This window comes from Pseudomonas mosselii (assembly GCF_019823065.1).
In the GTDB taxonomy this organism is placed as follows: Bacteria; Pseudomonadota; Gammaproteobacteria; order Pseudomonadales; family Pseudomonadaceae; genus Aquipseudomonas; species Aquipseudomonas mosselii.
In genome coordinates, this window is the sequence record NZ_CP081966.1 from 4,539,488 (window position 1) to 4,555,295 (window position 15,808).

The 15,808-nt window shown below is 64.3% G+C and carries 9 protein-coding genes; 5 read left to right on the forward strand and 4 right to left on the reverse strand.

The features are described 5' to 3' along the window. Positions 1–218 precede the first annotated feature (218 nt). Together K5H97_RS20990 and K5H97_RS20995 are read left to right on the forward strand one after the other, a co-directional pair. Positions 219–806, forward strand: coding sequence for a YecA/YgfB family protein (locus tag K5H97_RS20990; RefSeq protein WP_028691105.1), 588 nt, complete (start codon positions 219–221; stop codon positions 804–806). 8 nt (positions 807–814) lie between these two features. Next, complete coding sequence (locus K5H97_RS20995; protein ID WP_028691106.1) at positions 815–1,177, forward strand: YbaN family protein; 363 nt, start codon at positions 815–817, stop codon at positions 1,175–1,177. Positions 1,178–1,351: 174 nt separating this feature from the next. On the opposite strand, the gene K5H97_RS21000 is transcribed toward K5H97_RS20995, so the two are convergent. After that, positions 1,352–7,723, reverse strand: coding sequence for a retention module-containing protein (locus K5H97_RS21000; protein WP_028691107.1), 6,372 nt, complete (start codon positions 7,721–7,723; stop codon positions 1,352–1,354). A 488-nt stretch (positions 7,724–8,211) separates the two neighbouring features. On the opposite strand from K5H97_RS21000, the gene K5H97_RS21005 reads away from it, so the two are divergent. From K5H97_RS21005 to K5H97_RS21015, 3 genes are all read left to right on the forward strand, one after another. After that, complete coding sequence (locus K5H97_RS21005) at positions 8,212–9,585, forward strand: TolC family outer membrane protein (RefSeq protein ID WP_028691108.1); 1,374 nt, start codon at positions 8,212–8,214, stop codon at positions 9,583–9,585. Between the two features lie 77 nt (positions 9,586–9,662). Beyond that, positions 9,663–11,798 (forward strand): type I secretion system permease/ATPase, encoded by a 2,136-nt coding sequence (locus tag K5H97_RS21010; RefSeq protein ID WP_088852701.1) that lies wholly within the window; start codon positions 9,663–9,665, stop codon positions 11,796–11,798. A gap of 51 nt (positions 11,799–11,849) precedes the next feature. Then, positions 11,850–13,205: an HlyD family type I secretion periplasmic adaptor subunit gene (locus K5H97_RS21015; RefSeq protein ID WP_028691110.1), complete on the forward strand. Its 1,356-nt coding sequence runs from the start codon at positions 11,850–11,852 to the stop codon at positions 13,203–13,205. A 94-nt stretch (positions 13,206–13,299) separates the two neighbouring features. On the opposite strand, the gene K5H97_RS21020 is transcribed toward K5H97_RS21015, so the two are convergent. From K5H97_RS21020 to K5H97_RS21030, 3 genes are read right to left on the reverse strand one after another with little or no spacing between them, the layout of a single operon-like run. After that, positions 13,300–14,031, reverse strand: coding sequence for a peptidase (locus tag K5H97_RS21020; protein WP_028691111.1), 732 nt, complete (start codon positions 14,029–14,031; stop codon positions 13,300–13,302). Between the two features lie 32 nt (positions 14,032–14,063). After that, a complete protein-coding gene (locus tag K5H97_RS21025; RefSeq protein ID WP_028691112.1) occupies positions 14,064–14,861 on the reverse strand; it encodes a transglutaminase family protein in 798 nt (265 codons plus the stop codon). Continuing rightward, complete coding sequence (locus K5H97_RS21030) at positions 14,858–15,808, reverse strand: alpha-E domain-containing protein (protein ID WP_028691113.1); 951 nt, start codon at positions 15,806–15,808, stop codon at positions 14,858–14,860. The genes K5H97_RS21025 and K5H97_RS21030 overlap by 4 nt, the downstream gene beginning before the upstream one ends.

The following is a 15,808-nucleotide window of genomic DNA, read 5'->3' on the forward strand; positions in this document are numbered from 1 at the left end:
CCTGGACTCAGGCTGGACGATAAATCCGCCGCGCACACATCGAATGCGTAAGCGGTTTTTGCCAGATGGCAGGAAAACGCCACCAGAGCACGAAAAACTGCGGAGTATACCCGACTGCCCCCCCCCAGGCATGCCCCGCGGACAGACGTTCCCTTTGCCCCGCAGCCGCCGCAAGGTGCTAGAATTCACTATCGTTTATTCCCCAAGGTAGCCCTGTAATGTCCTTCGCCGAGCAACTGACCCGCCTGCAAGCCTTCCTCGACGCCGATGAGCTGCACGAAGAAGCGCTGGACTACGTCGCCGCCCACGGCTACCTGACCGCGCTGTCGATCTGCTCCGAGGAAGTTCCAGAACGCGAATGGATCGACGCGCTGTTCGCCGAAGAACCGCACTATGCCAGCGATGCCCAGCGCACCGAGATCGAGGCCACCCTGGTCGCGCTCAAGGCGCACATCGCCCGCCAACTGGCCAGCGACGAAGAATTCGACCTGCCCTGCGAGCTGGACCTGACCGACGAGCCGGACGATTCCGACCTGCGCGGCTGGTGCATCGGTTTCATGGAGGGCGTGTTCCTGCGTGAAGAGGCCTGGTTCGAGAACGCCGAGGAAGAAGTCAGCGAAATGCTGCTGCCGATCATGGTCGGCTCGGGCCTGTTCGACGAGCAGCCGGAGTTCGCCGACATCGCCGGTAACGCCAACCTGCAGGACGACATGATCGTGCAGATCCCCGAGGCGCTGAGCGCCCTGTTCCTGCTGCTGCACGCCCCCGAAGAGAAACCTGCCCTGCTCAAGCCGCGCCACCACTGATCGACGTGGTGCGCTACCTGCTGCTGGCCGCCGGCTGGCTCAGTGTCGCGCTCGGGGTGGCGGGGATCTTCCTGCCGGTACTGCCCACCACCCCGTTCCTGCTGCTGGCGGCGGCCTGTTTCGCCCGCAGCTCGCCGCGCTTTCACCACTGGCTGGTGAATCATCCGAAACTCGGGCCATGGATCCGCGACTACCTCAGCGGCGAGGGAATTCCGCTGCGGGGCAAGGTTTATGCGATCGGCCTGATGTGGGCCAGCATCGGACTGTCCTGCTACCTGGTGCCGTTGTTCTGGGCACGGGTGTTCATGCTGACCAGCGCGGTGCTGGTCAGTACCTGGATCCTCAGGCAGAAGACCCTGCAGCGACCGTAGCGAGCACAATACTCACCCTGTGGGAGCGGCCTTGCGTCGCGATAGGGCCGCGAAACGGCCCCACCGAACTTTGCATCAACGCTGAAATCCTGGGGCCGCTCTGCGGCCCTTTCGCTACGCAAGGCCGCTCCCACAGGGAAACGCGCAACGCCCTATCGTCAGCAAGACAGCCGCTTACACCGTATCCACCTTCAACGAATGGTCATTAAGCATGCCGGTGATGATGGTCGCCGTGTCATGCCCCGCCGCGATCACCCCGCCTGCTCCGGCCGCGACCCCGTAGTGCTGCGCCAGGTCCACCCCGGCCAGGTCGATGGTCTGGGTCGGCGCCGCGCCGGCAACGCTGCTGACTTCGATGGTCGACACCACGTTGACGCCGCTGCCACTGACCTTGAAGTGCAGGTAGTCATCCAGCGACGCGCTGGTGGCGTTCTCGCCCTGCAGCAGTTGCGACAGGTCCAGCCGATCGCTGCCCGGGGTGAAGTCGGTCACGGTGTCGTGCCCGGTATCGCCCTTCTGCCAGACGAAGGTATCGTTGCCGCTGCCACCGGTGAGGGTGTCATCGCCGCGCCCGCCGATCAGGATGTCATTGCCGGCACCGCCCCTGAGCACATCGTTGCCCGCACCACCGTTGAGCAGGTTGTCGCCGTCGTTGCCGGTCAGGGTGTCGTTGTAGTCCGAACCGATCAGGTTCTCGATGCCGTTAAGGGTATCCAGCCCCGCGCCGACGGTGTTCTGCTGGCCGACATGGCTCAGGTCGACGGTCACGCCACTGGTTGCCCTGGCATAGCTGGCGGTGTCGTTGCCGGCGCCGCCGTCGAGCAGATCATTGCCCGGACCGCCGATCAGCAGGTCGTCGCCATCGCCGCCATACAGGCTGTTGTTGCCTGCGCCGGCCACCAGCACATCGTTGCCGGCGCCGCCGTGCAGGATGGTGTCACCCGCCCCGGCCAGCAGCACATCGTCCCCTGAGGTACCGGTGAGGGTATTGCCGGCCTGGTAGGTGATATCCACCGCTCCAGTGGCCGTGCCGCCATGGTTGTCACTGACGGTGTAACTGCCGTGGTAGTCGTCGTTGCTGGCGTTGCTGTAGTCCACCACCAGGCTCAGCTTGTAGTTCTCGGCGGCCTTGCTGTTGCCCGAGGTGTTCTCGGTGTTGATCACATGGATGCTGTACACCCCGTCATGGCTAGCCGTGAAGCTGCCGCCATCGGCAATGGTCTGGTAACTGCCGCCGGCGTCCTTCCACTCCATCAGCAGGTTGCCGGCGGGCCGGTCATGGTCGAGGGTCAGGGTCTCGCCCTTGCGCAGGGTGACCGTCAGGGTGTCCTCGTCGTTGGCGTTGGCGCTGCTGATCGAGCCCAGGTAACCGGCCACCACCAGGGCGGCGGTCATGCTGCCATTGAGGCTGGTGAACTCGCTGCGGGCCAGGTCGCGCAACTGGTTCTCGGCCTTGTTGGCGGTGGCGTTGAAGGTGATGGTCTGGGCCTGCGTGCCCGCCGTGAAGCCCGCGCCCTTGTCGGCGAAGTTGGTGTTGAACGTAGTTGGCGCGGCACTCAGGGTATCGTGGTCCGGATCGCTGTCATTGGCCAGCAAGGCCTCGGCCGGCACGCTCAGGGTGGCGCCCTTGATGTTGGTGATGATGTGGTCGGCGCCGGCGACCGGCGCGCCATTGCCATTGATGTTCACCGTCAGGCTAGCGCTGCGGGTATCGCCGTCGTTGTCGCTGGCGGTAAAGCCGAACTTCTCTACCTGGCCGCTGCCGTTGTCCTTCGGCGGTGTGTAGGTGAACTCGCCGCTGTCCATGTTCACCACCAGGGTACCGCCCAGGCCGGTCTTGATATTCAGGCTGTTGCTCACGGTGTCGAACGAGGCCTTGTCCACCCCGCCACTGACCGCATAGCCGCCCTGCCCGCCATTGGCCTTCGGATCATAGGTGTAGGTAGTGCCGTCCACCAGCAGCGCCTTGATGAAGCCGCCGTCGGCCCCGAAGTCGCCGCCGCTCATCAGGCTGCCGGTGATCGGCGCGCCCTGCACCGTGCCGGAGAGCACCGCACTCAGCTGGCTGAGGTCGGTGACCACCACCGAGTTGGTGTCGGTATGGCTGCTGCCGTCGTAGGCCAGCGGATTGAGGTTGCCTTCGTTGACGCCGCTGCCCATGCCGATGGCGTAGGACTTGATGCCGTTGTTGTCGAGGAAGGTTTCCCAGGCAGCCTCGCGCGGCGCTGTCATGGCGTGGCCGTTGGTGGGCTCGCCGTCGGAGAAGAAGTAGCTGATGTTCTGCGCACCCACCAGCTTGCCGGTGGTGGCGAAGGCTTCCTGGGCCTTGGTGGCCGCCGAGTCGTAGTAGGTCGAGCCGCCGGGATTGAGCCCGGCGATCAGGCTCTTGGCCCCGCTGATGGAGACCCACACGGGTGTCTTGATCTCGGCGCCGGTGCCGAAAGTGACGATCTGCACCTTGATGTCGCCCATCTCGTCGTACTTGTCGAGCAAGGCGTTGATGGCCTGCTTGGCCAGCTCCAGGCGGGTCAGCCCCGGCACGCCGGAGCTTGCGGCCATGCTGCTGGAAACGTCCACCACCAGCAGGATGTTGGAGTCCACCTGGCCGGGCGTGATACTGCGCACCGCGAACTGCACCGTCGGCACATCGTCGACGATGTTGATGGCGATGGTGCTGGTGACAGTATTGCCCAGTGCGTCGGTGGCCTTGTAGGTGAAGTACTCGTTGACGGTGTTGGCCCCGTCGTTGGCGCCACCCGGGGTCTTCGGCGCCGAGGTCAGGGTGTAGGTATAGGAGCCGTCGCCGTTGAGCTGGATCTGGCCGTACTGGCCCACGGCATTGCCGACCAGGCTGTAGGTCAGGGCGCCGACGCCACCATGCACCGAGCCGACCAGGCTGCCGGAGGCCGTCTCGCCGGTGGAGTTCGGATCGCTGCCGGTCACGCTGCCGGCGGCCAGGTCGTTGCCATCCTTGTGCAGGTCCAGGGCTTTTTCGTAGACGGTGACGTCGTTGTCCTCGCACGCCACCAGCTTGCTGTCCTGGACATTGATGCGGATGGTCGTGGTGCTCTCGTCGCCATCGGCGTCGCGGATGGTGTAGACGAAGCTGTCGGTTGCCCCGGTGGGCGGCACGCTATTGGGATTGGCGTGGTAGGTGGCGTTGCCCTGGCTGTCCAGGGTCAGGTAGCCATACTGGCCGACGATCGTATCGCCGACATGGCCGATGGCTGACGTCGAGGTGTCGGAGCCTGCTCGCACGCCGACCACGTATTGTCCGTCGGCACGTACATCGGCGCCGACCACATCGTTATCCAGCACGTTGCCGCTGACACTGGCGCCTTCCGTGACCGAAGCCACATCGCAATGGGCCTTGGGCACATCGTCGACGATGCTGACCACGATGGTGCTGGTGGTGGTGTTGCCGAGCGAGTCCTTGACTTGGTAGGTGAAGCTCTCGGTGACCACATTCGGGCCGTCGTTGGCATGGTTGGGCGAGTTCGGCGCCGAGGTCAGGGTGTACGTGTAAGTGCCATCGCCGTTCAGCTGGATCTGGCCGTACTGCCCGGTGGCGTTGCCCACCAGGGTGAAGGTCAGGGCGCCGATGCCGCCACTGACCGAGCCGGCCAGCGAGCCGCTGGTGGTTTCCGTGGTGGCATGCGGATCGCTGCCGGTGACCGTGCCGGCGGCCAAGTCGTTGCCATCCTTGGTCAGGTCCAGGGCTTTCTCGTAGACCTTGGCCGTGTCGTCCGGGCAGGCGACCAGCGAGATATCGTGCACGTCGATGGTGATGGTCGTCGTGCTCTCGTCGCCATCGGCATCGCGGATGGTATAGACAAATACATCGGTGGCACCGGGCGGCGCCACGCTGTCGGGGTTGGCGTGGTAGGTGGCGTTGCCCTGGGCGTCGAGGGTCAGGTAGCCGTACTGCCCAACCACATTGCTGCCCAGCTGGCCGATGGCCGAGGTCGAGGTGTCGGCGCCTGCGCGCACGCCGACCACGTACTTGCCATCGGCCGGCACATCCGCGCCGATCACATCGTTGACCAGCACGTTGCCGCTGACCGTGCCGCCTTCATAGACGTTGGCGAAGTCGCTGTGGGCCTTGGGTACGTCGTCGACGATGCTGATCACGATGGTACTGGTGGTGGTGTTGCCCAGCGAATCCTTCACCTGGTAGGTGAAGGTTTCCGTCAGCACGTTCGGCCCATCGTTGACATGATTCGGCGAATTTGGCGCCGAGGTCAGGGTGTAGGTGTAGGAGCCATCGGCGTTCAGAAGGATCTGGCCGTACTGGCCGGTGGCGTTGCCGACCAGGGAAAAGGTCAAGGCGCCCACTCCGCCACTGATGGAGCCGGCCAGCGATCCGCTGGCCGTCTCGCCTGTGGCGCCAGGATCGCTGCCGGTGACATTGCCACCGGCCAGGTCATGGCCGTCCTTGATGAGATCGAGCGCCTTCTCATAGACGGTCACGCCGCTGTTGGGACCCGCAATGAGCGAACAGTCGTGCACGCTGATGGTGATGGTGGTGGTGCTCTCATCGCCATCGGCATCGCGGATGGTGTAGACAAACACATCCGTGGCACCGGCCGGCGCCACGCTGTCGGGGTTGGCGTGGTAGGTGGCATTGCCTTGGGCGTCGAGGGTCAGGTAGCCATACTGCCCAACCACATTGCTGCCCAACTGGCCGATGGCCGATGAGGACGTGTCGCTGCCCGCGCGCACGCCCACCACATACTTGCCGTCGGCCACCGTATCGGCACCACTCACATCGTTGACCAGCACGTTGCCACTGACCGTACCGCCTTCATAGACGTTGGCGAAGTCGCTGTCGGCCTTGGGCAGGTCATCGACGATATTGACGTCCAGCGAGCCACTGGCCGTGCTGCCGTCGGTATCCGTGGCCGTGACGGTGAAGTGCTCCGTGAGGCTGTTGGCGCCGTCGCCGTTGGCGTGGCTCTCGTTGTCCAGCAAGGTGTAGCTGTAGCTGATCACGCCCGTGGTGGGGTTGTAGCCGGTGATGGTCAGGGTATTGCCCAGGGCCGTGGTGATCGACTGCGGGAAGCTCGCCGCCACGCCACCGCTGACCACGCTGATGCCGCCGACGCTCAAGGATTGCAGGCCATCCGGCGCGCTGACCGTGAAAGTGCCGCTCTGGGTCAGGGCGCCCGGGTTCGGCGCGCTGCCATCGGCCAGGTTCTTCTCGTAGACGGTCAGTTCGCCACCGTTCACGTCCAGCCCGCCCAGGGTCACCGGGTCGTTGAGGTTGCTGACATTGAGGGTCAGGGTCGCGGTGCTGGTGTCGCCGTCGGCATCCTTCAGGGTGTAGGTGAAGGTCTCCACCCCATTGCCACCGCCGTGCAGGTTCTTGAAGTCCGGGTCGTTGGTGTTGAGGGTGTAGGTGTAGGAACCGTCCGCCGCCAGCACCAGGGTGCCGTAGGTGCCAACGAAGGTACCGGCCACCACCGGACCGCTTGGGATACGGTCCGCTCCCTGGATGTCATTGCTCAGCACATTGCCGCTGAGTTCCACCTGCTGCTCGGTGGCGGCGGTGGGATTGCTGTCGTTTACGGCCCGTGGCACATCGTCGCGGATGATCACGTCCAGGGACCCGCTGGCCACGTCGCCATCCGTATCGCTGACCAGCACCGGGAAATGCTCGCCCAGCGTGTTGGTACCCGTGCCGTCAGGGTGATGCTCGGCGCCGGTCAGGGTGTAGCTGTAGCTCACCACGCCGGTGGCCGGGTTGTAGCCGGTAATGGTCAGCACATTGCCGAGCCCGGTGACGATGGACTGCCCGACGCCCGTGACCACGCCCGCCGTGACCACATTGATGCCACCGACACTGAGGTTGAACACGCCGTCGGCAGCCACCACCGTGAAACTGCCGGCCTGTGTCAGCGCCGCAGGGTTGCTGGCCGAGCCCTGTGGCAGGTTGGCCTCGTCCAGGGTCAATTCGGCCGGGCTGACCTCCAGGCCAGTGAGGCTGACCGGATTGTCGACCACCGGCGTATTGGCTGGGAGCGGCCCGTCATCGTTGCCATCGAGGCCGCCAAGCTCGAGGTTGGCCAGCAGGGGGAAGCCATTGAATCCCGCGGTGGGGAAACCGATGGTGGGATCCACACGGGCGCCCACTTCAGTCAGTATCACGAAACTGTGGCCTCCGCCGAGCGCCCCCGAAACGCCTGAGGGGTTGCCACCCGCCGCCGTCGCTTCAGCGTCCTGCGTGGGGTCGGCACCTGCGGCAATGGCTTTTTGCAACTGCTCGACATCGCTGAGTTGGGCCTCGCTGGGCTGAGCATCAGGCGCCTGCACATGGGGAGCGCGATTGGCCAGCAGGTCGGTGGTCATCTCCAGGCTGCTGCCGCGCCCCAGGGTCAGCTCCGCGCCATTGTGCAAACGGACCGCCACGGCGCCCTCGCTGCCGGTCTCGAGTTGTTCGCCGGCGAACAAGCGGTCGCCTTCCACCAACAGGCGGCGATGACCATCGTCGCCCACCGCGAATACCTGGCCGATCACCTTGCCGACTACACCGACTAATTTAGCCATGAGCGTACGCCTCCCCTGCCGATGGGCTTTTCGCAGATCAAGGCGTGCCGGGTAATGTGCGCAACGTTCCGAGTGCCATGGCTGGTGGATCGCTGCTGTCACGTTCGTGAGAAACCACGCTCCTTGTGACGACTGCCGCGATAGCGAAGAGGGCGAATGGCCATTATTAAGTGCCATTTTTTTGTCGCCAAATTCCGCTTTCGCCTTCCTCCCCTGTCTCCTTAGCTGCAAAAAATCTGGAACTTTCACAAAGGCCCGAAAATCGCCTGTCCCAGCCAATTCCCGTAACCACCTGAATGAAACAATGTCCCGGATTCCTTAGACCGCATAAGTTTTTTTTCGCATATATCTTATGAAAAAATCTTCTTAGCTCGCCCGATAAATGTTCTTAGCTCTGTTGTTACAAACCTGAAACGGTTTGATTCTAATTTTTCGTCATTTTTTTGGCGAACAGCAGGACATTATTCAAGACCAGGGAGATGTACCCCATGCGCGCTTTAACCCCCATCACCAGTGCGATTTTGTTGGCCATGGCGTGTGCCAACAGTCAGGCGATGTCGATCACCGAGGCTGTCCAGAACGCCGTGGACCAGCATCCCGAGATCAGCGCCAGCCGCAACAGCAGGCTGTCGGCCGACGAGGATGTGAAGTTCGCCCGCGGGGGGTACTACCCAACCGTCGATCTGGTCGCAGGCTACGGCCGGCAACGCTCGGACAACACCAACACCCGCGGCTTCAACCCCGACGGCACGCGTAACCACAACAAGGAAACCCTCAACTACACCCAGTCCGAACTGCGCCTGAGGCAGATGCTGTTCGACGGCTTCAACACCTCCAACGAGGTCGCCCGCACCGAAGCGGTGGCCACCTCGCGCGCCTACTACACCCAGGCCACCGCCGAGACCGTCGCCCTGCGCGCCATCGAGGTCTACCTCGAAGTGCTCAAGCGCCGCGAGCTGGTGACACTGGCCAAGAACAACCTGCAGGCGCACCTGCGGGTCAACGACCAGATCGGCCTGCGCAGCGAGCGTGGCGTGGGCAGCACCGCCGACCTCGACCAGTCCCGCGCCCGTCGCGCCCTGGCCGAGAACAACCTGGACACCGCCGAGGTCGACCTGGCCGACGCCGAGGCCAACTTCTACAGCGTAGTCGGGCGCATGCCGGACGAGCTGGAAACACCGGTCACGATCAAGGGCGAAGTACCGGCCGACCTGCTCAACGCCCGCCAGGGCATGCTGGAGAACAACCCCTACCTGAAGTCGGCCCAGGCTGACGTACGCTCCGCCGAGCAGCAATACGAAGTGGCCAAGTCGCCCTTCTACCCGCGCCTGGACGCGGTGCTGGCCACCGGCGCCAACAACAACATCGGCGGCCAGAAGGGCCACGACAACAACGACTGGCAGGCCGGCGTCGAGCTCAGCTACAACCTGTTCCGCGGCGGCAGCGACAAGGCCCGCCTGCAGTCCGACGCGCACAAGATCAACCAGGCGATGGACATCCGCAACAACGCCCTGCGCGAGCTGAATGAAAACCTCAGCCTGGCCTGGAACGCGATGAACAACGCCCGCAAGCAGACCCCGAGCGCCCGCGAGTACGCCGAAACCACCCAGCGCGTACGCGCCGCCTACCAGGACCAGTTCGGCCTGGGCCAGCGTACCCTGCTCGACGTGCTCGATAGCGAGAACGAGCTGTACAACGCCAACCGACGCTATACCGAAGTGCGCTACACCGAAGAGTTCTCCATGTACCGAGTCCTGGCGACCATGGGTGAGTTGCTGAGCAAGCAGCACATCTCGCTGCCGCCCGAGGCCATCGCCAAGACCGAAGTACGCAACGAGGCGAAACTGCCAGACATGCGCTAGGTTCTGACGAGACAAGAGATTTTTCGCCAGCGCCCGTTTCCCGTCCACCGCGGCAGGAGTAGGCCATCGTGACCAGTATGCAAAGCGCGCAACCGCGCCTGGATGTTGATGATCCGTTGCTCGATGGCCTGTTGATCCTGTGCAAGTTGCACGGCTGCCCTGCCAGCCGCGCCAGCCTGTGCAGCGGCCTGCCGCTGGCCGCGCAGCGCCTGCCCCTGGCCCTGCTGCCCCGCGCCGCCGCGCGGGCGGGGTTGCAGGCGCGGGTGCTGCAGCGTGAGCTGGACGCCATCTCGGCACTCAACCTGCCGGTCTTGCTGATCCTCAACGACGGCCGCAGCGCCGTGCTGCAGCGCTGGGGGGACAACGGCCGGGGCCTGCTGCTGCCGTGCGAAGCCGAAGGCGGCGAGCAGTGGGTCGAACGCGATGCCTTGGCCGAAGCCTACAGCGGCCAGGCCCTGTTCGCCCGTCCCCGTCATACCTTGGAAGAGGTGCGCGCCCCACTGATCCCGCGGGTCAACGCCTGGTTCCGCGACACCCTGCGCCACTCCCGATGGCTGTATGGCGATGCCCTGCTGGCCAGCCTGCTGATCAACCTGCTGGGGTTGATGGTGCCGCTGTTCGTCATGCAGACCTACGACCGCGTGGTGCCCAACCAGGCGCTGTCCACCCTCTGGGTGCTGGTGGCCGGCCTGTTCATCGGCACAGCCTTCGAGCTGGTGCTGCGCATGGTTCGTGCGCACCTGCTGGACCAGGCTGGCAAGAAGACCGACCTGATTCTCTCGGCCACTTTGTTCGAACGCATTACCGGCATGAGCATGAAGGCGCGGCCGGCCACCATCGGCGGCTTCGCCCAGAGCATCCATGACTTCCAGGGACTGCGTGAATTCCTCACCGCGGTCACCCTGACCAGCATCATCGACCTGCCATTCGTGGCGCTGATGCTGCTGGTGATCGGCCTGCTCGGTGGCTGGCTGGTGGTGATCCCGCTGATCGCCTTCCCGCTGGCCGTGGGCCTGGCGCTGTTCATCCAGGTGCGCCTGCGTGACACGGTACAGAAGAGTCTGAGCCTCGGCGCGGTGCGCCAGGCGCTGCTGATCGAGACCCTCGGCGGACTGGAAACCCTCAAGGCCTGCGGCGCCGAAAGCGAACGCCAGTACCAGTGGGAGCACACCAACGGCGCCATCGCCCGCCTCGACGCCCATGCCCGCAACCTGTCCTCGTTGGCCAGCAACGGCACGCTCTTCATCCAACAGTTCTGCGGCATGGCCACCATCGTCGCCGGGGTCTACAGCATCATCGCCGGCAACCTCAGCGTCGGCGCGCTGGTGGCCAGCTACATGCTCGGCAGCCGGGTCCTCGCGCCGCTGGGCCAGATCGCCGGGCTGATCACCCGCTACCAGCAGGCGCAGTTGACCATGCGCAGCACCGACGCGCTGATGAGCCTGCCCCAGGAACGCGAAGCCGAGCACCAGGCCCTGGAACACACCGCGCTGCAGGGTGGCATCAGCATCAACCACGCCACGTTTCGCTATGCCGGGCAAACGGCCCCGGCGCTCAATGATGTCAGCGTCACACTCAAGCCGGGCGAGCGCATCGGTATCATCGGCCGCAGCGGCTCGGGCAAGAGTACCCTCACCCGCCTGCTGATGGGCTTCCATCACCCCGAAGATGGCCAGGTGTTGCTGGACAACCTCGACCTGCGCCAGCTGGACATCGCCGACCTGCGCAGCCAGGTCGGCTACGTGGCCCACGACCTGCCCCTGCTGGCCGGCAGCCTGCGCGACAACCTCACCCTCGGCGCCCGCCACGTCAGCGATGCGCGCATGCTCGAGGTGGCCGAGCTGACCGGGGTCAGCGAACTGGCCCGCCAGCACCCGCAAGGCTTCGACCGCCCGGTGGGCGAGCGCGGCCAGCTGCTGTCCGGCGGCCAACGCCAGGCCGTGCTGCTGGCCCGGGCCCTGCTGCTGGAGCCGCCGATCCTGATCCTCGACGAACCCACCAGCCACATGGACAACAGCAGCGAGGAGCAACTGCGCCAGCGCCTGCTGAACTGGGTGCAGGGCAAAACCCTGCTGCTGGTCACACACCGCACCTCGATGCTCAGCCTGGTGGACCGGCTGCTGGTGCTGGACAACGGCAAGATCGTCGCCGACGGGCCGAAGGACGCGGTCATCGACGCGCTGCGCAAGGGCCGTATCGGCGCGGCGCTGTGAACCAACAACCTGGGATTCCACAACGGCCTCGGTCTGCACCGGAGGTAGAACATGCCCCTCAGCCACAGCGTGCGCAGCTACCTCCAGGGCGCCGACAAACGCGCCGAGCGCGACTACATGCCGGAGCTGGCCGGTGCCACCTTGCAGGAATCGCCCAGCCTGTCGCGCCTGACCGTGTGGCTGGCCGCGATCCTGCTGTTGGTAGCCTTGGTCTGGGCCAATTTCGCGGTGCTCGACGAGGTCACCGTCGGCGAGGGCAAGGCCATTCCGTCTAGCAAGGTGCAGGTGGTGCAGAACCTTGAGGGCGGCATCGTCACCGAGATCTTCGTGCGTGAAGGGCAGATGGTCGACAAGGGCGCGACCCTGCTGCGCCTGGACGACACGCGCTTCAAGTCGAACAAGGGCGAGAGTGAAGCCGACCGCTACGCGCTCACCGCCCAGGTCGAGCGCCTGTCGGCCGAGTCCGAAGGCCGTCCCTTCGTGTTGTCGAGCGAAGTCCGCGCCAAGGCACCGCAGGTGGCCGAGGACGAAGCCGCTCTGTATGACTCGCGCCAGCGCCGCTTGGCCAGCGAAAAGCAGACCCTCAACGAACAATTGCGGCAAAAGACCCAGGAGCTTGCCGAGTTCCGCTCCAAGGTCGATCAATACCGCTCGGCGGTCGGCCTGCTGCAACAGGAACTGGACATGTCCTCGCCACTGGTGAGCAAGGGTGCCATATCCCCCGTGGAAATCCTGCGCTTGAAGCAGCGCAGCGTCGAGGCGCGCGGCCAGCTCAATGCCACCAACCTGGCCATTCCCCGCGCCGAAGCGGCGATCGCGGAGATCCGCAGCAAGATCCAGGAATCCGACGCCAGCTTCCGCTCCGACGCCGCCAAGGAACTCAACGACAAGCGCACGGAGCTGTCGAAGATCACCGCCACCAGCATCGCCATCGACGACCGGGTCAACCGCACCACCGTGGTGTCGCCGGTGCGCGGCATCGTCAAGCTGCTGAAGGTCAACACCATCGGCGGCGTGGTCCAGCCCGGCAGCGACCTGGTGGAGATCGTGCCGATCGAGGACAACCTGCTGATCGAGGCCAAGGTAAGGCCCCAGGACGTGGCGTTCCTGCACCCGGGGCAGACCGCGATGGTCAAGTTCAGCGCCTACGACTACACCATCTACGGCGGGCTCAAGGCCAAGCTGGAGCTGATCGGCGCGGACACCGTCACCGACGACAAGGGCAATGCGTTCTACCTGATCCAGGTGCGCACGGACAAGAACCACCTGGGCGGGGACAACAAGCCGCTGCTGATCATTCCGGGGATGGTGGCCACGGTGGATATCATCACCGGGCAGAAGAGCGTGCTGGACTATTTGCTCAAACCCGTCCTCAAGGCCAGGACCGAAGCGTTACGAGAGCGGTGAATGCCGATCGAGGCGCCTTCACGGACAAGCCCGCTCAGACAGGGATATCAGCACAGCAGGATCGGTGGTGCGCCCCTATCCCCGACAAACGCCCTCAGCGGATATAAGCCTCCGGCGGCTCCGGCAACGCGGCGAGCAGATCCCGCAGACCATCGGCCCATTGCGCCTGGATCCGCAGAAAATAGGGATCGTGGGTGCCGATCCGGTGACAGTTGCTGGCAGCCAGGCTGTCCTTGCGATACACCAGCACATCCAGTGGCATGCCCACCGACAGGTTGCTGCGCATGGTCGAATCGAACGAGATCAGGCCACAGCGCAATCCCTCGCCCAGGGGTGTGTGATACAGCAGGTTGCGATCAAGGATCGGCCTGCCGTACTTGCTCTCGCCCAGTTGCATGAACGGCGTGTCTTCCGTGGCCTGGATGAAATTACCCTGAGGATAGATGTTGTACACCCCCATGGGCTGCTCGGCGATCTGCCCGCCCACCAGGAACGAGCAGCTCAGGTCGACCTTGCCTGCCAGTTTGGTGCAGTCGCGGGCGATCACCTCGCGGATGGTCTCGGCCACCAGCGCCGTGGCGTCATACAGCGTCGGCACGTTCAACAGGTGCGCGCCGTCCTGGTTGCAGCGCTGACGGAGCAGGCTCACCACTGATTGCGACGTGGCCAGGTTGCCGGCGGTCTGCAGCACAATCACACGCTCGCCCGAGCGGTTGAAAACGAACAGCTTGCGAAACGTCGATATCTGGTCGATCCCCGCATTGGTCCGTGAGTCCGAAATGAACACCAGCCCATCGGCCAGGTGCATCGCAACGCAGTACGTCATGGTGCTAACTCATGCAGAGGTAGGAAGTGTCGCTATTGCTGCTGAAGCTGTGGCTTGGAGCTGACCAGAACCTGTGCCTGCATCGACTCGGTCCCTCCGCCACGGCGCATGCCGCGTACCGGGCAAGCGTCCAGGTAATCATGCCCCACCGCCAGTTTCAGGTGGCGCTCGGGCCGAGCCAGGCGGTTGGTCACATCGAAGCTGTACCAGCCATCGTCAAGCCAGGCCTCGGCCCAGGCGTGACTGGCCAGATGGTTCTCGTCCTCGGTGCACAGGTAACCTGACACATAGCGCGCCGGCACGCCCAGGCTGCGGGCACAGGCGAGAAAAGCGTGGGTATGGTCCTGGCAGACTCCGGCGCGGTTGGCGAACGCCTCGGCGGCCACGGTATCGACCGCCGTCGAACCAGGCCTGTAGGCCATGTGATCGGCCAATCCGTTCATCAACTCGATCAGCGCCGTCCGATCACGACGATCGCCACAGTGGCGCACGGCGAAATCGCGCAACGCCTCGTCGGGGCTGCTGAGCTTGCTCGAGCGCAGGAAGGGCAAGGCCGATCGAGAGTCGTGCTCCACCTCCAGGGTCTGGTCGATCTCCACCTCGCCGTGGGCGCTCAGCATCAACGCACCATGGGGTTCGTCGAGCGTCAGCACGTGCAGGACGTTGCCATAAGGGTCAAGTTGGCTGCCTACCGGGCGCGGCAATTCCAGCTGCCATTGCAGGACGCGCTGGCGCTCGCTGCTCTGGGGCGTCAGTCGCAGCAGCTGAATGCTCATGCAGACATCGTCGGAATAGTGATAGGTGGTGTCGTGACGAATGGACAGTCTCATACTACCTCCAGATAGGAATCGTGAACGCTCTGCCCCAGATGATTGATCTGGCCGATGTGATGGTTCAGCCACTGATGCAATCCGGACGCGAGAATTTCCTCGATACCGGTAAAGCGCAACCGCGCACTCAGCTCTGCCGCCAGGCGTTGCGCCGGGCGCCCGTTGTCGCCCGGCAGGCCGGCCAGCAACTGGGCCAGCTCCTCGACACAGGCATGCAGCGAACGCGGTACGTCCGCGCGTAGCAACAACATCTCCGACACCTGCTCGGCACCGGGAGCCGTGCGGTAGATTTCATTGAACGCCTCGAAGGAGGACAGTGCCCGCAGCAAGGCACTCCACTGGTAATAGCCACGGGCCGAATTGTCACTGACCTCCTCGGACTCCTCACCAAACATTTCGTAGCGCGCATCCAACAGGCGCAGCGTGTTGTCGGCCCGTTCGAGGAAGGTGCCCAGCCGGATGAAGCCATAGGCGTCATTGCGCATGATGGTGCCGGCGGTGGCTCCGCGGAACAGATGCGAACGCTCCTTGACCCATTCGCAGAAAGAGTTGATGCCGTAGCGTGCCAGGCCCTTGTCGGCGATGTTGCGCATCTCGAGCCATGTAGCGTTGATGTTCTCCCACATGTCAGCAGTGATCCGCCCGCGCACGGCATGCGCATTGCTGCGAGCCGCGCGCAGGCAACAATAGATGCTGCCGGGATTGCGTTCGTCCAGGGCGAAAAAATGCAGCATGTACTCGACGTTGAGTTCACCATGGCGACGGTGATAATCGTCCAGCGTCCCCGCCGCCAGCAGCGACATCGCCAGCTCGGCTCGGCCATCGCTACGCCCCGCCTGCGGCATCAGCGAAAGCGAATAGCTGACTTCGAGCATGCGTGCGAGGTTCTCCGCGCGCTCAAGGTAACGGGACATCCAATACAGGTCGGCAGCCGTTCTTGAAAGCAT

Excerpts from the sequence above, each read along its gene's own strand:
- K5H97_RS21030 (WP_028691113.1), bottom strand. The coding sequence starts at position 15,808 with ATGCTTTCAAGAACGGCTGCCGACCTGTATTGGATGTCCCGTTACCTT.
- K5H97_RS21005 (WP_028691108.1), top strand. The coding sequence starts at position 8,212 with ATGCGCGCTTTAACCCCCATCACCAGTGCGATTTTGTTGGCCATGGCG.
- K5H97_RS21015 (WP_028691110.1), top strand. The coding sequence starts at position 11,850 with ATGCCCCTCAGCCACAGCGTGCGCAGCTACCTCCAGGGCGCCGACAAA.
- K5H97_RS21000 (WP_028691107.1), bottom strand. The coding sequence starts at position 7,723 with ATGGCTAAATTAGTCGGTGTAGTCGGCAAGGTGATCGGCCAGGTATTC.
- K5H97_RS21020 (WP_028691111.1), bottom strand. The coding sequence starts at position 14,031 with ATGACGTACTGCGTTGCGATGCACCTGGCCGATGGGCTGGTGTTCATT.
- K5H97_RS20990 (WP_028691105.1), top strand. The coding sequence starts at position 219 with ATGTCCTTCGCCGAGCAACTGACCCGCCTGCAAGCCTTCCTCGACGCC.
- K5H97_RS21025 (WP_028691112.1), bottom strand. The coding sequence starts at position 14,861 with ATGAGACTGTCCATTCGTCACGACACCACCTATCACTATTCCGACGAT.
- K5H97_RS21010 (WP_088852701.1), top strand. The coding sequence starts at position 9,663 with ATGCAAAGCGCGCAACCGCGCCTGGATGTTGATGATCCGTTGCTCGAT.